The sequence below is a fragment of the Rhizomicrobium palustre genome, assembly GCF_011761565.1.
Taxonomy (GTDB): domain Bacteria; phylum Pseudomonadota; class Alphaproteobacteria; order Micropepsales; family Micropepsaceae; genus Rhizomicrobium; species Rhizomicrobium palustre.
Window position 1 is genome coordinate 3,028,376 of sequence record NZ_JAASRM010000001.1, and the last position, 19,653, is coordinate 3,048,028.

The 19,653-nt window shown below is 62.0% G+C and carries 17 protein-coding genes and 1 riboswitch; of the genes, 12 read left to right on the forward strand and 5 right to left on the reverse strand.

The features are described 5' to 3' along the window. Window positions 1–8 precede the first annotated feature (8 nt). Window positions 9–1,202, reverse strand: coding sequence for a histidine-type phosphatase (locus FHS83_RS13420; protein ID WP_167083454.1), 1,194 nt, complete (start codon window positions 1,200–1,202; stop codon window positions 9–11). A gap of 181 nt (window positions 1,203–1,383) precedes the next feature. Here FHS83_RS13420 and thrC point away from each other — a divergent pair, with 181 nt between their 5' ends. The 4 genes from thrC to FHS83_RS19805 are packed head-to-tail and all read left to right on the forward strand — an operon-like array spanning window position 1,384 to window position 7,617. Continuing rightward, entirely contained in the window at window positions 1,384–2,772 is a 1,389-nt protein-coding gene (gene thrC / locus FHS83_RS13425; protein ID WP_167083455.1) for a threonine synthase, read from the forward strand. Beyond that, complete coding sequence (locus FHS83_RS13430) at window positions 2,769–4,055, forward strand: M16 family metallopeptidase (protein ID WP_167083456.1); 1,287 nt, start codon at window positions 2,769–2,771, stop codon at window positions 4,053–4,055. Before thrC ends, FHS83_RS13430 begins: the two co-directional genes overlap by 4 nt. An 11-nt stretch (window positions 4,056–4,066) precedes the next feature. Beyond that, window positions 4,067–4,660: a GNAT family N-acetyltransferase gene (locus tag FHS83_RS13435; RefSeq protein ID WP_167083457.1), complete on the forward strand. Its 594-nt coding sequence runs from the start codon at window positions 4,067–4,069 to the stop codon at window positions 4,658–4,660. A 53-nt stretch (window positions 4,661–4,713) separates the two neighbouring features. Then, the gene (locus FHS83_RS19805) at window positions 4,714–7,617 is read left to right on the forward strand and encodes an EAL domain-containing protein (protein WP_167083458.1); all 2,904 of its coding nucleotides are present in this window, start codon (window positions 4,714–4,716) and stop codon (window positions 7,615–7,617) included. A gap of 3 nt (window positions 7,618–7,620) precedes the next feature. Here the strand turns inward: FHS83_RS19805 and FHS83_RS13445 are convergent, their stop codons facing one another. Further along, the gene (locus tag FHS83_RS13445; RefSeq protein WP_167083459.1) at window positions 7,621–8,208 is read right to left on the reverse strand and encodes a YqgE/AlgH family protein; all 588 of its coding nucleotides are present in this window, start codon (window positions 8,206–8,208) and stop codon (window positions 7,621–7,623) included. A gap of 94 nt (window positions 8,209–8,302) precedes the next feature. On the opposite strand from FHS83_RS13445, the gene FHS83_RS13450 reads away from it, so the two are divergent. After that, on the forward strand, window positions 8,303–8,785 hold the full coding sequence (locus FHS83_RS13450; protein ID WP_167083460.1) for a peroxiredoxin: 483 nt from the start codon (window positions 8,303–8,305) through the stop codon (window positions 8,783–8,785). 117 nt (window positions 8,786–8,902) lie between these two features. Here FHS83_RS13450 and rnhA read toward each other — a convergent pair whose 3' ends face one another. Together rnhA and thrB are read right to left on the reverse strand one after the other, a co-directional pair. Then, window positions 8,903–9,325 carry a ribonuclease HI gene (rnhA, locus tag FHS83_RS13455; RefSeq protein ID WP_167083461.1) on the reverse strand — a complete coding sequence of 141 codons (423 nt, stop codon included), beginning with the start codon at window positions 9,323–9,325 and terminating at the stop codon, window positions 8,903–8,905. Window positions 9,326–9,330: 5 nt separating this feature from the next. Then, the gene (gene thrB / locus FHS83_RS13460; RefSeq protein ID WP_167083462.1) at window positions 9,331–10,290 is read right to left on the reverse strand and encodes a homoserine kinase; all 960 of its coding nucleotides are present in this window, start codon (window positions 10,288–10,290) and stop codon (window positions 9,331–9,333) included. A 508-nt stretch (window positions 10,291–10,798) separates the two neighbouring features. On the opposite strand from thrB, the gene FHS83_RS13465 reads away from it, so the two are divergent. The 6 genes from FHS83_RS13465 to gcvPB all read left to right on the forward strand — a co-directional run bounded on the left by FHS83_RS13465 (window position 10,799) and on the right by gcvPB (window position 18,214). Further along, window positions 10,799–11,368: a hypothetical protein gene (locus FHS83_RS13465; protein ID WP_167083463.1), complete on the forward strand. Its 570-nt coding sequence runs from the start codon at window positions 10,799–10,801 to the stop codon at window positions 11,366–11,368. Then, window positions 11,365–13,128, forward strand: a complete 1,764-nt coding sequence (argS, locus tag FHS83_RS13470; RefSeq protein WP_167083464.1) for an arginine--tRNA ligase — start codon at window positions 11,365–11,367, stop codon at window positions 13,126–13,128. Before FHS83_RS13465 ends, argS begins: the two co-directional genes overlap by 4 nt. Before the next feature lie 536 nt (window positions 13,129–13,664). Then, window positions 13,665–13,777: riboswitch (glycine riboswitch) on the forward strand. Window positions 13,778–13,826: 49 nt separating this feature from the next. Then, entirely contained in the window at window positions 13,827–14,945 is a 1,119-nt protein-coding gene (gene gcvT, locus FHS83_RS13475; protein ID WP_167083465.1) for a glycine cleavage system aminomethyltransferase GcvT, read from the forward strand. A gap of 3 nt (window positions 14,946–14,948) precedes the next feature. Beyond that, complete coding sequence (gene gcvH / locus FHS83_RS13480) at window positions 14,949–15,323, forward strand: glycine cleavage system protein GcvH (protein WP_167083466.1); 375 nt, start codon at window positions 14,949–14,951, stop codon at window positions 15,321–15,323. A gap of 3 nt (window positions 15,324–15,326) precedes the next feature. After that, entirely contained in the window at window positions 15,327–16,670 is a 1,344-nt protein-coding gene (gene gcvPA / locus FHS83_RS13485; RefSeq protein WP_167083467.1) for an aminomethyl-transferring glycine dehydrogenase subunit GcvPA, read from the forward strand. Then, on the forward strand, window positions 16,670–18,214 hold the full coding sequence (gene gcvPB, locus FHS83_RS13490) for an aminomethyl-transferring glycine dehydrogenase subunit GcvPB (protein WP_167083468.1): 1,545 nt from the start codon (window positions 16,670–16,672) through the stop codon (window positions 18,212–18,214). The genes gcvPA and gcvPB overlap by 1 nt, the downstream gene beginning before the upstream one ends. 39 nt (window positions 18,215–18,253) lie before the next feature. Here the strand turns inward: gcvPB and FHS83_RS13495 are convergent, their stop codons facing one another. Then, window positions 18,254–18,685, reverse strand: a complete 432-nt coding sequence (locus FHS83_RS13495) for a pentapeptide repeat-containing protein (RefSeq protein ID WP_167083469.1) — start codon at window positions 18,683–18,685, stop codon at window positions 18,254–18,256. 261 nt (window positions 18,686–18,946) lie between these two features. Between FHS83_RS13495 and FHS83_RS13500 the strand changes: the two genes are divergently transcribed. Beyond that, window positions 18,947–19,642: a PEP-CTERM sorting domain-containing protein gene (locus tag FHS83_RS13500; RefSeq protein WP_167083470.1), complete on the forward strand. Its 696-nt coding sequence runs from the start codon at window positions 18,947–18,949 to the stop codon at window positions 19,640–19,642. Window positions 19,643–19,653 lie beyond the last annotated feature (11 nt).

The window sequence follows — 19,653 nt, forward strand, 5'->3', positions numbered from 1 at the left end:
TGTGAAGTCTAGTTTCCCGCTGCGATGTGTTCGCCCAGGATGCGCTTAAAGCTTTCCACCGGGCAGCTTCTGTCGGGGCCGGTGGCGCATCCTGGCATCAGCAATCGCGTGTGGGTGTCGTGACGGCTGAGATCGCGCAATTGCTGCGGGGTCTGGGTGCGATTGAAGAAGCGCAGGAAATGCTGGCCCTTCTTATTGGCGATCATCTCGATCCAGAGCGCACCGCCGGGCGCGACATCGCCGGTGGCGTATCCAGGCGAGGCGAGTTTCAGCCCCAGCAAGCCTGCCAGCGCGGTGACATTGGTGTCGTGGCCGACCAGCAAATTGAAAACAGGCGCGTCGTTGCTGGTGATGAAGCTCTCCAGCGCTTGCGAAACAGGGCCCGCCTGATGCGCCGCCATATAGGGCGGTCGCGAAAAGATATCGAACAGCGCCGCATGCAGTGCGCCCACCGATTTCAGCGCAGCTGGTGTGATCGCGGGCCACTCGGTGCCTTTACCCGCCAGCCCTTCGGCATAGAGCAGCACCAGCACCTGCGCGGTGCCGGAGGTGGTGCGGATCGCGCCATTCACGTCGAGGCCTTTGCCATCGGAAGAGGGCCGCAACACGGAAGGCGGCTGCGGCGAGCAGCCTTCTGCGCGGCCACAGCCTAAGAGCTTGTCGAGTTCGCGGATTTGCGCGGTATGGCGCTTCGCCAGCGCATCCAGCCCGCCGGTGTAGGCATTGATGGAGGCAACCGCCTTCACAGGATCGAACGTGGAGTCCGGTGCCCGCATCGGCTCGAACAGAGGATCGGCGGCGCCCAATTCTTTATGCCCAACGCTTAGCCCACATCCCGGCGCGAAAGCGGCGGCATAGGCCTCGCCGGTGGCAATGGTGCGCGAAACGCTGTTGGTCCAGACGCGCACCGCGCCTGGGGCCGGGCAAGCACCACTGAGCAGCCCTTCGCCTTTCAACCAGGCGCGGTCGAGTTCGGCCTCAACCGCCACCGCCTTGGCGCCATGCGGGGTAAGTTCTTCGGCGGCGACCGGCCATTGCGGCAGAGGCCGCGCGGTGAGGGTTCCCGCTGGGGCCTCGCCATCGATAGGCGCGCGCACGCCATGGCGCATCAGCACGAAAACCCGTTCCACCTTTAACGCGCTGGCCGCTTCGGCCTGGACACCAAATGCGACCAGAAGGCTGAGGGCGAGGGCTTTGCGCATAAACACATTCCACTTTTAGGGGGCCCAAGAGCAGGGCAAGCCGGGTGTCCTACCTGCGATCTGTGTCAGTTCGGCCAAGCTCCCCTGGGGTTCTGCAATGGGGTTTTGTAGTGCCGCGCAAAACATGCTCTTAGTCCTTCGCGGAATGTCGCCGCTTTGAAATTATCTTGCTGAGCTAGCCATGCGTTACATCTCCACCCGTGGACAATCGCCTGCCATCTCCTTCGCCGACATGCTGCTCGCGGGGCTGGCGCCGGATGGCGGTCTCTATCTGCCGGAGACCTGGCCGAGCTTCACGCCTGCCGAAATCGCCGCCTTCAAGGGTAAGCCCTACACGGATGTAGCCGAGGCGGTGCTGGGTAAGCTGATCGGTGACAGCTTCACGCCCGAAGAGCTGCGCGCCGATATCGCGGCGGCTTATGCGAGCTTCGATTTCCCCGCCATCGCGCCTTTAAGCGAGATCGGTCGCGGCCGTTATCTGATGGAACTCTATCACGGCCCGACGCTCGCCTTTAAGGACGTGGCGTTGCAGATCCTGGGCCGCCTTTTTGCGCGTGCGTTGAAGGCCCGCGGGGGCAGGGCGACGGTGCTGGCTGCCACCTCTGGCGATACCGGGTCTGCGGCGATTGCCGCGCTGGGCGGGCTCGAGAATATCGAGGTCATCGTGCTGCACCCCAAAGGCCGGGTCAGTGAGGTGCAGCGCCGCCAGATGACGACCGCGCCTTTCGCCAATGTGCATAACATCGCCATCGAAGGTACTTTCGATGACGGCCAGGCCATCGTGAAGGCGCTCTTCGCCGAAACCGATTTCGCAGAGGCGGTGAATCTCACCGCGGTGAACTCGATCAACTTCGCCCGCATCGCGGCGCAGGCGGTCTATTACTTTACCGCTGCCGCGGAGTTGGGCGTGGCGCCGGTTTTCGTCGTGCCCACTGGCAATTTCGGCGATGTCTTCGCGGGCGAAGCGGCGATGCGCATGGGGCTGGCGGTCGAAAAGCTCGTGGTCGCCACCAATTCCAACGACATCATGGCGCGTGCGCTGAACGAAGGCGTCTATGCCTCGGGCAAGGCCTCGCCCACGCTCAGCCCTTCGATGGATATTCAGGTCGCCTCCAATTTCGAGCGCGCACTGTTCGAAGCCTCGGGCCGCGATAGCGCTTTTGTGCGGGATGCCATGGCGCGCTTTGTCAAAGACAGCCGTTTGGAGTTGCCGCCTGCCGTGCTCGCCGATCTGCGCACGCGCTACGAGGCCAAGCGCACCGACGATGCCGCGACGCTTGCCACCATCGCCCGTTTCGAGCGCGAAACCGGCCGCCTGATTGACCCCCATACCGCAGTCGCGCTGGCTGCTGCTTACGATGCCAACTTCGGCGAGAAAGTACCGGTTGTTGTCCTATCTACGGCCCATCCGGCCAAGTTCCCGGATGCCGTTAACCATGCCACGAACCGGATTCCAGAACTTCCCCCGAGGCTTACCGCGGCCCTTCAGGGTGAAGAGAAATGTCATGTCATGAGGGCCGAAAAAGCCTTGGTGAGGGGGTTCATCGAGGCTATTCTCCGGCCATCATGAATGTCAAAATCTCTCGACTTTCCAACGGGTTGATCGTAGCGACCGATCCTATGAGCCAGCTCGAATCCGCCGCTGTCGGCGTGTGGGTGAGCGCAGGCGCACGACATGAAACGAAGCCCATCATGGGCGTCTCGCACATGCTCGAGCATATGGCTTTCAAAGGCACGCGACGTCGAACGGCACGCAGCATCGCAGAAGAGATCGAAGCGGTCGGCGGCTTTCTCAATGCCTATACCAGCAGAGAGCAAACTGCGTTTCATGCGCGCGTACTGCGCTCTGATGTGCCGCTGGCTGTGGATATCTTGGCCGACATCCTCACCGAGCCGGGCTTCGCGAAGGAAGAACTCGAGCGCGAGCGTCAGGTGGTGCTGCAGGAAATCGGACAGGCCAAGGATACGCCCGACGACATCATCTTCGATTACCTGCAAGCCGTGGCCTATCCCGACCAGCCGATGGGCTGGCCGATTCTGGGCACTGAAGAGACAGTCTCCGGCTTCGCACAGCAGCATTTAAGGGCCTATATGGCTGCAAATTATCGCTCCGGCAGCATGGTCTTGATCGGCTCGGGGGCGGTGGACCACGATATGCTGGTGAGGCTCGCCGAAGAAAAGTTTGCGGCCCTTCCCAATGGCACAGCCACTCCGCCAGAGCCCTCGCACTATATGGGTGGAGAGCTGCATGAGGGCGGTGACCTTGAGCAGTGCCATATCGCTTACGCTTTTCCGGGCGTCTCGACCGTGCATCCCGATTATCTCTTGAGCCAGGTCTATGCGACCGCGCTGGGCGGGGGCATGTCCTCGCGCCTCTTCCAAGAGGTGCGGGAGAAGCGGGGGCTTTGCTATTCGATCTATGCCTTTGCCCAAGCCGCCAAAGATGATGGCATTCTCGGCGTCTATACTGGTACCGGTGAGAACGAGGCCGCCGAGATCGGCGCTATCGTGGCCGGCGAGATGGCAAGCCTTGCCGAAACCGCCAGCGATGCCGAGGTCGCCCGCGCCAAGGCCCAGCTCAAATCGAGCCTTCTGATGGGGCTGGAGCGGCCCGCCACCCGCTCCGAACTCATCGCCGGGCACATCTTCAACTATGACCGGGTCCTGACGGTTGAGGAAATGACCGAGAATTTGGAAGCGATCGATACCGCTCAGGTGCGCCGTTTCGCACAAAATGTGATGGAAACGGCGAATCCTGCCGTCGCGACGGTCGGTCCCGCTGGCAAGCTGGAGCGCTATGGAATATTTGCTGGAAGGTTCGGAGGCAAACCAGCGGTACGCGCAGCGGAATGAAACAAGGGCCAATGGCGTTTATGCGCGGGCTGACGTTTCCCGGCGGTCAGCAGCCGGTGATACGTGGGTCTGAAGTATATTTACGCTATCCACGCATTGCTGATTACAAGGCATGGGCGCAGCTTCGCGGCGAAAGCCGGGAGTTTCTGACGCCCTGGGAGCCCTCATGGGCGCGCGATGAGCTGACCAAAGGCGCTTTTCGCCGCCGCATCCGCCGGTATCAAAAAGAGAACCGCCTCGACACCGCCTATGCCTTCTTTGTCTTCCGAGCAGAGGATGGCCAGCTTTTGGGCGGCTGTACGCTCTCCAATGTGCGCCGCGGGGTGACCCAATCCTGCGCCATGGGCTATTGGATCGGCGAGCGCTTTGCGCGTCATGGTTACATGTACGACGCGGTTCGCGCGCTGATCCCGTTCGTCTTCACGACCCTTGGCCTGCACCGTATCGAGGCGGCCTGCCTGCCGATCAACGAAGCCTCTCAGAATCTCCTAACTAAGGCGGGTTTCCTGCGCGAAGGGCTCGCCCGCAAGTATCTGCAAATTAACGGCGAATGGCGCGATCATGTGCTATTCGCTTTGCTCGAGGACGAGGCGCCGCTAGGGTAGCGCCGCCCATGGGCTCCGCCCCCACAAGAACGAGAACAAGGAATAGCTTTTCCGTGAATATCCGGCTTGCTCTTGCCATCGCTGCTGCGGTGCTCGTCGCGTTACTGACTGAAGTTGGCCTGACCGGGGCTGGCATCGCTGCGCCTCAACCGGCCAATGCTCAGCCGGCCAATCCCAATCCGATTAATTTGGGCGCCGAAACGACCGATGCGCGGGTGATTGAGCTCAAACCTTATCTGAAACCGTTTTCGCCCAATGGGGCGAGTGCCAAGAAAGAGCCCAGCAACTGGTATGTGTTCGATGCGGTAAATCTTTCCAGCCGCACGGTGAAGCGCGTGCTTCTGGCTGGCGAGCCTCCGTCGTCGAGCCTCACTATTCTGCCGCGCGCTGTGCGCCCGCAAATCCTGCAAGTGGCGTCCACAAGTCCGGGGGTGCTGGTGGACCCCACCAACGCCTATGGCCGCAAAGGCTATGTCCTGACGCTGCCCGCCTCGGCCAAGGCCGAAGTCGCGGTGCGCCTCGCCGGAGTCGCCGAACAGCCCTCGCTCCTGGCCTGGACTGATCAAGCCGCATCCTCGCATAAGACCAATACCGCGATCTTCATCGCGGCTGTGGCGGGGCTGATTGGGGCGGCGGCGGTGTTCTGTTTCGGCCTCGCGGTGATGACCCATCATTGGGCACCGCGCTGGGCCGCTGCCTCGCTGACGGCGCTGCTGCTGGCGCGCTTCTCCTCCATCGGCCTGTTCGACGGCTCGATCGTGACCACCATCGGCGGACCTTATGGCCTTACGGCCCTGTTCAGCGCGCTGGCGCTAGCGGCGGGCTTGCGCTTCATCGATCTCACTGTGCCGGTGCGCGAAGTCTGGCCCCAATATGCCAAATATCTGGCTCATGCGATTTACGTGGTGATGGGGCTGGGCGCGCTTGCCTATGTCGGCATTCCTGGCGCCACTCTTCTTACCGATGTCGCGCTGCTTCTCATCCCCCCTGCGATCTTCGCCTACATGATTTTCCGTGAGAAGCGCGGCTCCAAGCCCGCCCGCATTGTGCAGCCCGCGGCCGGACTTTTCGCCATGGTCTCGATCACCAACGCCTTTTTGGCGCTGGGCGCGTTTGGCTCGACGGCCATCGTGCCTGATCTGGCGGGCGGCTTCGCGGCGGCAGGTGCCATTCTTCTCGCGCTGGCCGTCACGGCGGGCGAGGGCATCTCGGTCATTCCATGGCACCATTCATCGGCCCCGCGTCCTGCGCCGCAGCCTGCCAAAGCCGCGCCGGTGCAGAGCGCCGCGACGCGTGCCGCTTTGGAAGCGATCGGTGCTTCGCGCCAGGGCGTTTTCGAGATCGATATCCTTGCCAAGGAAACGGTGCTGTCGCCCGAAGCTGCCAGCCTCTTTGGCATGAAGCCGGGGCGCGTGCCGCACGCCACCTGGGCGGACCGCATTCATGAGGATGACCGTCCGGTCTATGAGCAGGCGATCACGGAGTTCTGCCGCCAATCGGGTCTGGCTTTCCGTATCGAATTCCGCGTCCTCTCCGAAGAGGGGCGTTATTATTGGTGCGAGCTGCGCGCCACCATGAAGGGGCCGGAAGGCGCCGCCGCGGAGCGCTGCCTTGGTCTCATCGCCGATGTCACCACCCGCAAAGAAGCCGAGGTCGAGATGATCGACCGTTCGGTGCGCGATCCCTTGACCGGGCTCGGCAACCGCGTCGCGCTGATGGAAGAGCTCGACGGTCTCGGCGCCATGCTGCGCAATGCGGTCTTCGCGGTGCTTGATATCGACCGCTTCAAATCCATTCATGCGAGCCTTGGCGATGAGGGCGGCGATGCCGTGCTGTTGCAGGTCGCCGAACGCCTGACCGCGCATTTCCATGGCTTTGCCGATATTTTCCGCGTCGGCGGGGATTCCTTCGCGGTGCTGTTCCCCCAGACTCCGGAAAAGCCCGAACAGATCGGCTCCGCGCTGGTGCAGCTCTGCGAAGGCGCGCTGCATATTGATGGCCGCAATGTTTTCGCCCCAGCCAGCATCGGTGTCGCCCTTGGCAAACAGGCGCGCGATTCCATCGATCTCATCAAGAACGCAGAACTTGCGCTGCTCGAAGCCAAGCGGGCAGGCGGTGGCAGCTCGCGTGTTTATGTGCCGGAAATGGAAGCCGTCGCCCCGAAGGATACGGTGGCGCTGGATTCCGAATTGCGCAATGCGCTTGATCGCGGCGAGATCGAAGTCTTCTATCAGCCCATCGTGCGGCTGACGGATCGCAGCGTTGCCGGGTTCGAGGCGCTTCTGCGCTGGCGCCATCCCGCCAAGGGGCTGGTCGCGCCTGCCGATTTCATCGCCCATAGCGAGGAGACCGGCACTATCGTGGCGCTTGGGCAATTGGCGCTCGAACGCGCGGCGGCCGATCTTTCCGGTTGGCAGCGCTATTTCCCTTTGCCTGAGCCGTTATTCGTCAGCGTCAATCTCTCGCGCCGTCAGTTACGCGAAGCGGGTCTCATTAACCGCTTGTCGGAGCTGCTTTCGAGCGCCAGCGTGGCACCGGGCTCCTTGCGGCTCGAGATCACCGAATCCTCTATCGCCAGCGATGAGGATGTGAAGCGCCTTGCGCTCAGCATCAAGGAATTGGGTGCGGGCCTCGCCATCGATGATTTCGGCACCGGCCAATCGAGCCTGTCGCAGCTTGCCGATCTGCCCTTTGACACCGTGAAGATCGACAAGAGCTTCCTGTCTGCGGGTGCCAACACGGATGGCGATGTCGTCCTCACCTCGATGGTGCAAATGGTGCACGAGCTGAAGCGCGGCGTGATTGTGGAAGGGGTGGAGACCGAGGCCGATGCCGCGCGTCTCGCCGAATTGGGCTGCGAATACGCGCAAGGCTTCCTCTTCTCGGAAGCCGTCACTGCCCAGGATGCGATGACCTATATCGCCCGCACCTTCCGGTCGCCGAGCACGGTGGGGTAGGGCTTAAGCCCGCCCCGCCTCGCCCGAAAACCCGGAAATATCGGCGCCGAGTTTGGCGATGGCGGTTTCCCAAATCGCCTCATGGCCGGTTTCGAACACCAGCTTGGGATCAGCGTCGCAATGAATCCAGCCATTGGCGAGGATTTCGTTTTCGATCTGGCCGGGGCTCCAGCCTGCATAGCCAAGCGCGAGCAGGGATTTTGACGGGCCGGAGCCGTCTGCAATCGCCTGTAAGATATCTGTGGTGGCGGTCAGGGCGATATCGGAGGTGATGGTGAGCGTGTCCTCCTCGGTGCCGTAATCGGCGCTGTGCAGGACAAAGCCGCGCCCCATATTCACCGGCCCGCCAAACAGGATCGGCATGGCGGCGAGACCGGGCGAAACCGGGATTTCGAACTTCTCCATCAACTCGCCAAAGGCCAGCCCCTCGATCGGTTTATTGACGATCAGCCCCATCGCGCCCTTAGCGGAATGGGCGCAAATGAAAATCACGCTTTTCTCGAATCGGGGATCAGGCATGCCCGGCATCGCGATAAGGAGCTTGCCTTCCAGGAAATTCTCGGCCGGTTCAGGAGAAATCGCACGCGTCATGCCTTTCAGGATAGCACAGCGGCTTCACCCGTGCACGGCGTTAGGTTACAACTCTTCTAAACAGACGCGTAATATCATCAGATTAGGAGTGACTATGACCATCGCAACCGGTGACAAGATTCCGTCGGCAACACTGATGGAGATGCGCGATGGGGCGCCGCGCGCGGTCAAAACCGAAGAGCTTTTCGGGGGCAAGAAAGTGGTGCTGTTCGGCCTGCCGGGCGCCTTCACCCCGACCTGCTCAGCCAAGCATCTGCCGGGCTTCATTCAATACGCCGAGGCCTTCCGCGAAAAGGGCGTCGACACCATCGCCTGCCTCTCGGTGAATGACGCTTTTGTGATGGGCGCTTGGGGCAACTCGGTGGGGGCGGGCGACAAGGTGCTGATGCTCGCCGATGGTAACGGCGATTTCACCAAGGAACTCGGCCTGGAGATGGACGCCACCAAATACGGCATGGGTTCGCGCTGCCAGCGTTTTGCCATGGTGGTGGAAGACGGCGTGGTAAAGAAACTGAACGTCGAAGAACCCGGCGCCTTCCAGGTCTCTGCCGCGGAATATGTGCTGAAGCAGGTGTGAGGCTAGCGCCGCACGCTCCCTAAAACGTCATGGCCGGGCTCGACCCGGCCATCCATTTTTGGCGATGTCCGTTTTCTGGATGGCCGGCTCGGTGGCCGGCCATGACGGATGAAGTGTTTACGGCACCGCGCCACGGGCGAGGGCATCGACGCGTTCGTTCTCGGGGTGGCCGGCATGGCCTTTCACCCAGCGCCAGGTGATCTTGTGGGGGAAGGTGGCGGCATCGAGCGCGCGCCATAAATCTTCGTTCTTCACCGGCTTCTTATCGGCGGTTTTCCAGCCGTTTTTCTTCCAGTTGATGATCCACTTGGTGACCCCGTCCATGACATAGCGGGAGTCCGTATAAAGCGTGATTTCTGAGGGCTTTTTCACCGCCTCCAGCGCCTTGATCGCCGCCATCAACTCCATGCGGTTGTTGGTAGTGGCCTTCTCGCCGCCGAAGAGTTCCTTTTCATGTTCGCCCGCGCGCAGGATTGCCGCCCAGCCGCCGGGGCCTGGATTGCCCGTACAGGCACCGTCCGTGAAGATTTCGATTTGCATGGCGCCTACAAACCATATTCGCTGCTGCTGCGCACCTTCTTATGAAAGCGCAAGCGGCGGGAATATTCGCGCGGGTCTTTGGGCCGAACGAGGGCGTTGGGATCGTGGTTCAGCCAATCGTAAAGCCGGGTCAGGAGGAAGCGCAGTGCCGCGCCGCGCGCCAGGATGGGCAGGGCTTCGCGTTCTTCCTTGGTGAGTTCGCGCCCTTTGCAATAGGCCGCGATCAGGCTCTTGGATTTGGTGACGTTGAAGGCGACATCTGGCTCGAAACACCAGGCGTTCAGCATCACCGCAAGGTCATAGGCATACGCATCGTTGCAGGCGAAATAGAAATCGATCAGCCCCGAGACCTGGCCATTCATGAAAAGCACGTTGTCGGGGAAGAGGTCAGCATGGATCACACCTTGCGGCAGACCCACCGGCCAGTTCGCGGTGATTTCGTCATGCGCGGTGCGGATCAACTCGCCGAGCCCTTGCTCGACTTCATCGGCCCGGGGAAGGCAGGCCTCCACCAGTTCCCGCCAGCCATCATAGCTGAGGGCGTTCTTGCGCTTTAACGCGAAGCCTTTTCCGGCCTCGTGCAGCTTCGCGAGCGCCGCACCCGCCGCCGCGCAATGGGCGCCGTCCGGCTTTCGAAGCGAGAGCCCGTTCAAGAAGGTAAAGAGCGCCGCCGTCCGCCCCGAAAGGCGCGAGGATTGCGCCCCTTCGAGACTTCGAACAGGCAGAGGACAGGCGATGCCATTGGCCGAAAGATGCTCCAACAGCCCCAGGAAAAAGGGCAGGTCTTCCACCTTCACCCGCTTCTCGTAGAGCGTGAGAATGAAGCCGCCTTTGGTGGTCTGGAGGAAATAGTTCGAGTTCTCCACGCCCTCGGCGATCCCCTTAAAGGTCAGGGGCGCGCCGATGTCGTATCCGGCGAGAAAACTCTCGAGTTCTTCAAAAGAGACATCAGTGTAAACAGCCATCCCCAATACCTTGCCAGGGAGTTCGGCGAGTTGAAAGTGTTTCCGTGTTGGAGGGCTGGTTACCTATTCCACCTCCGTCATGGCCGGGCTCCGACCCGGCCATCCAGATGAAGGTGAAACCTGCCAATCCTTGGTAGGTTGTGCGCGTCGGCATGGATGGCCGGGTCGGAGCCCGGCCATGACGGTTTAGGGTGGTGATGGATTCACCATCTCTCAGCTAATGAAATGCCGCCGGTTACAGATATTTCAGGCTGGCCCCAAAACGGCGGTTTTTGCGACGCGATTGGCAAAACCTAAGGCCGATGCGGCTTTAGCGCGGGCCGCAGCGCTTGGCTTGCCGGGCGGCGTTGGGTAGAGTTCCGCCCTTCCTGCGGCCAATCAACCGCAAGTCGCGTGGGGCTGCTGAAAGGCGCGCCGCCGGCAAACATGGGTCGCGCGGGAGGGAATCTCACTGTATACACGCCCGCGGCATCACCTTTTTCGAGCCCCAACCCTTTTCGAGCAAACGATGAAAAGCACGAAGCTTGTTCGCCTCTTTACCGTTTCGGCCCTTGCTGTGGTCACGCTCTCGGGCTGTGAGACTTGGCAGAAGGCGGTCAATTACGTGCGCGCGGACAACCAGAATGTCTGCCCCGACGCCCAGATCCTGGCGAACACCTCGGTGATCCCGGTCTATGACCCGGCCAAGGGGGCTGACCCCTCCAATATCGTCTACACGATGCAGATGACCGGGATTAAGACGCGCTGCGATTATTCCAAGCGGGACAACACCACCGACGTCAATCTGCGCATCGCCTATAAGGCGACCCGGGCGCCGGGTGGCGAGGCAGCGCATTTCAAGGCGCCGTACTACGTGGCGGTGACGACGGACGGCAATATCGTCGACAAGCAGGTTCACTGGCTGGAATTCGATTTCCCGCAGAGTGCCGCTGTCGTCACGGGCGAAGAATATATGGACAGCGTGGTGATCAAGGTCGCCCCGCAAAAACGCTCCTTTGAATATCACGTGCTGACGGGCTTTCAGCTCACCCAAGCCCAAATCGAATACAACAAAAAGATGGGACAATATCTGCCATGACTTCGCTTTCCCGGGAGCTTTCGGCAATCGCGGGCCGCGCGTTTGCTGATGAGGGTCTTTCCGCGGAATTCGGCCTGGTCAAACCTTCCGACCGTCCCGATCTTTCCCAGTTTCAATGCAATGGTGCGCTGGCTGCTGCCAAGAAGGGCGGCGGAAATCCGCGCATGCTGGCGCAGAAGGTGGTTGATAAGCTGAAGGCGACCTCGATCTTCGCCAAGCTCGAGATTGCAGGCCCCGGCTTCATCAATATCGATCTCACCGACACCGCGCTCGATGCGCGCGCCGCCGCTATGTCGAAGGATGCCCGTCTGGGTGCGCCGGAGACCGGCATCGGCAAGACGATGGTGATCGATTACGGCGGCCCGAATGTCGCCAAGCCCATGCATGTCGGTCATCTGCGTTCGGCGATCATCGGCGACAGTCTGAAACGGCTGTTCCGCGCCAATGGCTGGAAGGTCGTCGGCGACGTTCATCTCGGCGATTGGGGCCTGCAAATGGGCCAGCTGATCTCCGAAGTGGCCTTGCGCGGTATCGCGCCGATCTATTTCGACGAGGCTTTCACCGGCCCTTATCCGGAAGAATCGCCCGTCACCATGGATGATCTTGAGGTCCTCTATCCGGCAGCGTCAGCGGCCTGCAAAGCCGATGAAGCGCGGCTCGAACTGGCCCGCAAAGCCACCGCCGAATTGCAGGGCGGGCGTCCCGGTTATGTCGCGCTGTGGAAGCATTTCTTCGCGGTGTCCGAGAAGGGCCTCAAGCGCGAATATGCCAGCCTCGGCGTCGAGTTCGATCTTTGGAATGGCGAAGCCAGCGTCGATCCCATCATCCCGCCGATGGTCGAGGATTTGAAGGCGCGCGGTCTTGCGGAAGAAAGCCAAGGCGCGCTCGTCGTGCAGGTTGCCGAGCCCGGCGACAAAAAAGAAATGCCGCCGCTGATCCTTTTGAAGTCGGATGGCGCGGTACTCTACGGCACCACCGATCTGGCGACCATTGTCGATCGCGTGAAGGAGCTGGACCCGAACCTCATTCTCTATGTGGTCGATCAGCGCCAGCACGGCCATTTCGAGCAGGTTTTCCGCGCCGCCAAGAAGGCCGGTCTCGCGGGCAAGGCCGAGCTGGAACATGCCGGTTTCGGCACCATGAACGGCGCCGACGGCAAGCCCTTCAAGACCCGTGCGGGCGGGGTGATGAAGCTGTTCGATCTCATTGCCATGACCACCGAGGAGGCCAGGAAGCGTCTTACGGAAGCGGGCATCGGTGCCGATTATCCCGAAGCCGAGAAAGAAGACATCGCTCAGAAGGTGGGCGTGGCGGCGCTGAAATTCGCCGATCTCTCCAATTACCGCCTGACGGACTACATTTTCGACCTCGAGCGTTTCACCAAATTCGAGGGTAAGACCGGCCCGTATTTGCAGTACGCGGCGGTGCGCATCCGTTCGATCCTGCGCCGCGCGGCGGAAGAGGGGCTGATCGGTACCGCGCCGGTGATCCGCTCGCCGGAAGAGCGCGCGCTGATGTTGCAGATCCTGGCGCTTCCCGATGCGATGGAAGCCGCCGAGGAAAAGCGCGCCCCGAACATCCTCTGCGAGTATGTGTTCACGCTCGCCCAGGCCTTCAGCCGCTTTTACGCTGAACACCACGTCATGAGCGAGCATGACGAGGAAAAGCGCCTCTCGCGCCTCGGCCTTTGCGGCCTGACGCTGGAAACTCTGACCAAAGTCCTGGATTTGCTCGGGATCGAAGTTCCGGAGCGGATGTAAGTCCTGTTTCCCTCTCCCCTTGAGGGAGAGGGCACAAAATCTTGCACTTAGCCGAGTGCAAGATTGGCCGAGCCTATGCGATCCGAGGCTAAGTGCTAGATTTTGCGGGTGAGGGGTCACTATCGCGGCACTCACCCCTCACCTGAAAAATCATCGGGGTTAGCGCCGCGCCTCTTTGTTCCTTTCGACCAGTCATGCGGCGCGCCCCTAACCCCGTGATTTTTCTTCCTCTCCCTCAAGGGGAGTGGGGAACTGGCGAAGGGTGGGGGATAACTTTCCTGCCGCAAAAACAATCACTGCCTTCTCGTTGACACTCCATCCCCCCCTCGTGATACTTCCCCCCAACGCAAGGCCCCGCCGGGAGGCGCCGGTTTTGTGGTGAGCAAACGATCCCTCGCGGGAGACGTTTTCCTTCTGCCAAGGCAGACAGTTCCAGCCCTCGCGTTCTGCGAAGGCCGACTTGTCGGGCCGAAGCCGAAGGCGAAGGCCGAAGGAGCAACCGCCCCGGAAACTCTCAGGCAAAAGGACCGCGAAGGGGATGAACTTCTGGAAAGCAGATGCGCGTTCAGCGTGTCTCACCGAAGGGGTAACCCCGATCCGCCAAGCGGTCAGGGGGAAATCTCTCAGGTCCAATGACAGAGGGGCGCGGATTCCGCGAGGACGCGGAAGGCGCTCATCTCAAACGTCATTGGGCCTTTATGACCGACGCTGAAGCCTTACGCCGTACGCCGCTCTATGCATTGCATGTGGAGCTTGGCGCCAAACTCGTCCCCTTCGCGGGCTATGAAATGCCGGTGCAGTATCCGGCTGGTATCCTGAAAGAGCATCTGCACACCCGCGAGAAAGCCGGGCTGTTCGATGTCTCGCATATGGGCCAGGCCTTCCTGCATGGCGCCAATCCCGCCGCCGCGCTCGAGAAGCTGGCGCCGTCGGATTTCATTGGCCTCAAAGAAGGTCAGCAGCGCTATGGCCTGCTCCTCAATGCTGAAGGGGGCATCAAGGACGACTTCATGGCCTCGCGGCTGGCAGGCGAGAGCGCGATGTATCTCGTCGTCAACGCCTCCATGAAGGACAGCGACTTCGCCCATATCTCCCGCGAGCTGGCGGGCGAGGTGGCGCTGGAACAGCGTCCCGACCGTGCCCTTCTGGCCCTGCAAGGCCCGGCCGCGGGTGCGGTGCTGGAAAAGCTCTCGCCCGGCATCGACAGCCTGACCTTCATGCGCGTGCGCCGCGCCGTAGTGGCAGGTGTGGAGGCCATCGTCAGCCGCACCGGCTATACCGGCGAGGACGGCTTTGAAATCTCCGTCGGCGGCCAGGATGCCGAAAAGCTCGCCCGCGCGCTGCTCGCCGACCCGGATGTGATGCCGATCGGCCTCGGCGCCCGCGATTCCCTGCGCCTCGAAGCCGGTCTTTGCCTCTATGGCCATGACATCGACGAAACCACCGATCCCGCCGAAGCCAATCTCGTCTGGGCCATCGGCAAGCGCCGCAAGACCGAAAAGGGCTTCCCGGCTGCCGACAAGATCATGGAGCGGGTTCTTAACGGCACCGCCCGCAAGCGCGTCGGTATCCGCCCCGAAGGCCGCGCCCCGGCGCGCGAGGGCACCGAGATCGCCGATAAGACCGGCCGTATCATCGGCAAGATCACCTCGGGCGGCTTCGGCCCCAGCCTGAATGCCCCGGTCGCCATGGGCTATGTCGAGTCTGCCTTTGCTGCCGATGGCAGCGAGATCGACCTCATCGTCCGCGGCAAACCCGTCCCGGCCAAAGTGGCCCCCATGCCTTTCGTCCCCAACCGCTACAAGCGAGGAGCCTGACCCATGTCGAAGACCTATTACACGGACCAGCACGAATGGATCCGCGTCGAGGGTGATGAAGGCACCGTCGGCATCACCAGCCACGCCACCGAGCAGCTCGGTGACGTCGTGTTCGTGGAAGTCCCCTCTGTCGGCAAGACCGTCGCCAAGGGTGGCGAGGCCGCGGTGGTGGAAAGCGTCAAGGCGGCGAGCGAAGTCTATTCGCCGGTCTCCGGCACCGTCACGGCGGGCAACAACGACCTCGCCGATGATCCGGCGCGCGTCAATGCCGATCCGGAAGGCGAGGGCTGGTTCTTCAAGCTGAAGCTCTCCAACCCGGCCGAGCTCGATGGGCTGATGACCGCCGAGCAGTATCTCGATTTCGCGAAGGACCACTAATAGATGCGTTATCTGCCGCTGACTAAGGCCGACCGCGCCGCCATGCTCGAGACCATCGGGGTGGTGAGTGTGGACGCGCTTTTCAAGGATGTCCCCAAGGCCGCCGAGGTGCCGGTTTCGGCCTTCGATCTTCCGGATCATCAGGGCGAGCTGGCCGTCGAGCGCAAGCTTGCCGCCATGGCCGCCAAGAGCACGGCGTCGGGTGCGGTGCCGTCCTTCCTGGGCGCGGGTGCCTATAAGCACCACGTCCCGGCAGCGGTGGATCACCTTATACAGCGCTCGGAATTCCTCACCTCCTACACGCCCTACCAGCCGGAAATCAGCCAGGGCACGTTGCAGGTGCTGTTCGAATTCCAAACCCAGGTCGCCATGCTGACCGGCATGGATGTCGCCAATGCCTCGCTCTATGACGGCTCCACCGGTACCGCGGAAGCGGTGCTGATGGCCCAGCGCGTCACCAAGCGGGGCAAGGCGATCCTCTCCGGTGGCCTGCATCCCCAATATGCCGAGACGGTCGAGACCGTCGCGAACCTGCATGGCAGCGTTCTGCGCGCGCCCGCCATTCCGGGTGCCGAAGAAGACCTCGCCAGCCTGGTCGATGATCAGACTGCTTGCGTCGTAGTCCAGACTCCGGACGTGTTCGGGCTGCTGCGGGGTCTTAAGAACATCGCCGAAGCGGTTCATTCTAAAGGTGCTTTGCTGATCGTCGTGGTCACTGAAGTGGTCAGCCTTGGGCTTCTTGAATCCCCCGGCGCGCAGGGCGCCGACATTGTGGTCTGCGAAGGTCAGTCGCTCGGCAATGGGCTGAATTTCGGCGGGCCCTATGTCGGTCTTTTCGCGACCCGCGAGAAATATGTCCGCCAGATGCCGGGCCGGCTCTGTGGACAAACTGTGGATGCCGAAGGCCGCCGCGGTTTCGTCCTCACGCTTTCGACCCGCGAGCAGCACATTCGCCGCGATAAGGCGACGAGCAATATCTGTACGAATTCAGGGCTTTGCGCGCTGGCTTTCACAATTCACCTCAGCCTCTTGGGCGAGGGTGGCTTCACCCGTCTCGCCGCAATCAATCACCAGCGCGCCACCACCCTTGTGGATAAGTTGTTGACGGTTCCGGGGGTGTCACTGGTCACATCGACCTTCTTCAACGAGTTCACGCTGCGCCTGCCGAAGCCCGCCGCTGAGGTGGTCGAGGCGCTGGCGGCCAAGGGGATTCTGGCGGGCGTGCCCGCCTCGCGCCTTGCCCCCGCCGACCGCGATCAGCGCGATCTCTTGATCGTGGCCGCGACCGAAACCAACACCGACGAAGACATCGACGCGTTCGTGACTGCCCTGAAGGAGGTGCTGTGATGGCGATGAACTCTCAAGGCCGTCCCTCTCAGCCGGGCGCGGCGGAAGTTGCCAGCCTCGCCACCATCTCCGGTGACCGGGGTTTGGACCACGAAGAAAAGTTGATCTTCGAACTCGGACGTTCGGGCCAATGCGGCGTCGATCTGGAAGAGGTCACCGTCTCCGATGACCGCCTCGGCGGGCTTCGCCGCAAGGGCGCCATCGGCCTGCCGGGTCTCTCCGAGCCGGAGGTGGTCCGTCATTATGTGCGCCTGTCGCAGCAGAACTATTCCATCGATGCGGGGCTCTATCCGCTCGGCTCCTGCACCATGAAGCACAACCCCCGCCTCAACGAGAAGATGGCGCGGCTGCCCGGCTTCGGCGACCTGCATCCTCTGGCCCCGGCCTCGGCCAGCCAAGGTGCGCTGGAGCTGATCAGCGAACTCGCCAAATGGCTCACGACCCTGACCGGCATGCCGGCGGTCGCCATGTCGCCCAAGGCGGGCGCCCATGGTGAGCTCTGCGGTCTGCTCGCGATCCGCGCCGCTGTCGAAGCGCGTGGGGAGAAGCGCCTGCGCGTGCTGGTGCCGGAATCGGCCCATGGCACCAACCCCGCCACCGCCGCCTTCGCGGGCTTCACGGTGGAAGAGGTGAAGGCCACGCCGGAAGGCCGCGTCGACCTCGACGATCTCCGCATCAAGCTCGGTCCGGATGTGGCGGCCTTCATGCTGACCAACCCGAACACCTGCGGCCTCTTCGAGCGCGACATCATCACTATCGCAGAAATGGTGCATGACGCGGGCGGCTACTTCTATTGCGACGGCGCCAATTACAACGCCATCGCGGGCCGCGTCCGTCCGGGCGACCTCGGCGTCGATGCCATGCACATCAACCTGCACAAGACCTTCTCCACCCCCCATGGCGGTGGCGGTCCGGGCGCGGGTCCGGTGGTCCTCTCCGAGCGTCTGGCGGCTTTCGCGCCGCTGCCGCTCCTGGTCGCCGATAAGGATGGGTTGCGCCTGATCGAGACCCGCGAGGGTCTGCCGGGAGGGGCCAAGCCCTTCGGCCGCATGAGTGCCTTCCACGGCCAGATGGGCATGTTCGTCCGTGCGCTCAGCTATATGCTCAGCCATGGCCGCGACGGCATCCGTCAGGCATCCGAAGACGCCGTGCTCTCGGCCAACTATGTGCTGGCGAGCCTGAAGGACGTGATGAGCGCCCCCTTCGAAGGCCCGTGCATGCATGAAGCCTTGTTCGACGACACATGGCTGAAGGACACCGGCGTCACCACCCTCGACTTTGCCAAGGCAATGATCGACGAGGGCTACCATCCGATGACGATGTATTTCCCGCTCGTCGTCCATGGCGCCATGCTGATCGAGCCGACCGAGTCCGAATCCAAGGAAAGCGTCGACAGCTTCATCCATGTCCTGAAGACCATGGCGCTGGAAGCCAAGGCCGGACAGACCGAGCGCTTTGACGGCGCCCCGCGTCTTGCCCCCCGCCGCCGCCTCGATGAAACGGCTGCCTCGAGGAAGCCCGTGCTGAAGTGGAAGGAAGGGTAACCCTTCCGTCATGGCCGGGCTCGACCCGGCCATCCATTTCTAATCACACATCGGAATAGAAAGACCCGCCGGAAGGCGGGTTTTTTTATCGCCGCACATGCCGCTCAGCTGCGCCTGGGTCAGCCCGCGCACATGGGTGAAATCAGTGCCGCGCGCCTGGGTGGCTGAGAAGACCGCGCCGGAAAAATCCGCCCCGTCGAGTTTGGACATGGAGATATTCGCGCCGGAAAGATCGGCCCCGGTAAACTTGGCGCCCCGGAAATTGGTCACGCTCATGCAGGCCATGACCAGCTTGGCACCCGAGAAATCGGCCCCCTCCAGATTGCCGCCTTTGACGCATTGGTTGGAAAGGTCCTGGCCCGCAAAGACGCAATGGGGGCATTTGAGGCCGGGCTTTACCTCGGGGCTTGCCGCCTGCGCCCCCAGGAAAAGGGCGAAAAAGGCGAGAAAAGCAAAGATAAGGCAAGGCATGGCTGTTCCGGAATGAGACGGGCAGGGGTGTCGTCGCAACCTGTATGCCAGACCCCGAAAGTCCCTGCGCAGAGCAGTGTCATTTTTTCTAACGGGATGTCGCTGGGGCGATGTCACAGATTTGTAATTGCCGCTTACAACTTCATGACGGAGGCGGCGGATTTCGCAGCAAAATCAAACGCCGTTCGGCTGGCATGACGGTTGCTAACCTTTTCAGCAGAATGGCGCCGAATAGCTCGTCGCCTCGTCTGGGAGAGCGGGATGACCAAAAAACTTCTCAAAACAACGCTAGGGCTTATTTTCGCGGGCGCATTATCCGCGGGGGCAGCCTTCGCCAGCCCAACCTGCCTCAGCACCACCAATCTTGGGGATGGCGGTTCGGTCGCTGCCGCGTCGCTCACCTCGGGCTCTTGCCTAGTGGTGAACGATCTCACCTACGGCAACTTCCATATCGCCAACCTGCCGGTGGGAGCATCGATCAGCTTCAACACCAACACGCTGGGTGGTCTCGACTATTACCAGATCTCCTTCGACGGCAAGTTCAAGGCGGGCAAGCCCGCAGCCAAGATCTATAGCTGGGATTATGAAGTCGCGATCACCGGCCCCACCGGAATTGGCGCGGGCTTCACCAGCATCGACGCCGATTTCACCCAGACGGTAGGCAAGTCCACCCGCACGCTCACGACCTCGCCGTTGGCGAGCGATGTGATCACGCAGGTGAAGAACGGGCCGAACCTGACCAACACGAGCATCAGCCACGCCGATTTCGGCCTCGGCCTGACCTCGCTCAAGATCAGCGAAATCTTGGCCGATCTGGGCACGGTGTCGTCGGTGACCTCCACGCTCACGGCCTTCATCCCGCCGCAGAATCCGCCTGAAGTGCCCGAGCCCTTCACCCTCGCGCTCCTCGGCGGCGGCCTTGCGGGGATGAGCCTGCTTCGGCGGAAGAAGAGGTAACAGCCACTTTT

What these genes read in the sequence shown, in the direction of transcription:
- FHS83_RS13420 (WP_167083454.1), bottom strand. Translation starts at nt 1,202, where the DNA reads ATGCGCAAAGCCCTCGCCCTCAGCCTTCTGGTCGCATTTGGTGTCCAG.
- thrC (WP_167083455.1), top strand. Translation starts at nt 1,384, where the DNA reads ATGCGTTACATCTCCACCCGTGGACAATCGCCTGCCATCTCCTTCGCC.
- FHS83_RS13430 (WP_167083456.1), top strand. Translation starts at nt 2,769, where the DNA reads ATGAATGTCAAAATCTCTCGACTTTCCAACGGGTTGATCGTAGCGACC.
- FHS83_RS13435 (WP_167083457.1), top strand. Translation starts at nt 4,067, where the DNA reads ATGGCGTTTATGCGCGGGCTGACGTTTCCCGGCGGTCAGCAGCCGGTG.
- FHS83_RS13445 (WP_167083459.1), bottom strand. Translation starts at nt 8,208, where the DNA reads ATGACGCGTGCGATTTCTCCTGAACCGGCCGAGAATTTCCTGGAAGGC.
- FHS83_RS13450 (WP_167083460.1), top strand. Translation starts at nt 8,303, where the DNA reads ATGACCATCGCAACCGGTGACAAGATTCCGTCGGCAACACTGATGGAG.
- rnhA (WP_167083461.1), bottom strand. Translation starts at nt 9,325, where the DNA reads ATGCAAATCGAAATCTTCACGGACGGTGCCTGTACGGGCAATCCAGGC.
- thrB (WP_167083462.1), bottom strand. Translation starts at nt 10,290, where the DNA reads ATGGCTGTTTACACTGATGTCTCTTTTGAAGAACTCGAGAGTTTTCTC.
- FHS83_RS13465 (WP_167083463.1), top strand. Translation starts at nt 10,799, where the DNA reads ATGAAAAGCACGAAGCTTGTTCGCCTCTTTACCGTTTCGGCCCTTGCT.
- argS (WP_167083464.1), top strand. Translation starts at nt 11,365, where the DNA reads ATGACTTCGCTTTCCCGGGAGCTTTCGGCAATCGCGGGCCGCGCGTTT.
- gcvT (WP_167083465.1), top strand. Translation starts at nt 13,827, where the DNA reads ATGACCGACGCTGAAGCCTTACGCCGTACGCCGCTCTATGCATTGCAT.
- gcvH (WP_167083466.1), top strand. Translation starts at nt 14,949, where the DNA reads ATGTCGAAGACCTATTACACGGACCAGCACGAATGGATCCGCGTCGAG.
- gcvPA (WP_167083467.1), top strand. Translation starts at nt 15,327, where the DNA reads ATGCGTTATCTGCCGCTGACTAAGGCCGACCGCGCCGCCATGCTCGAG.
- gcvPB (WP_167083468.1), top strand. Translation starts at nt 16,670, where the DNA reads ATGGCGATGAACTCTCAAGGCCGTCCCTCTCAGCCGGGCGCGGCGGAA.
- FHS83_RS13495 (WP_167083469.1), bottom strand. Translation starts at nt 18,685, where the DNA reads ATGCCTTGCCTTATCTTTGCTTTTCTCGCCTTTTTCGCCCTTTTCCTG.
- FHS83_RS13500 (WP_167083470.1), top strand. Translation starts at nt 18,947, where the DNA reads ATGACCAAAAAACTTCTCAAAACAACGCTAGGGCTTATTTTCGCGGGC.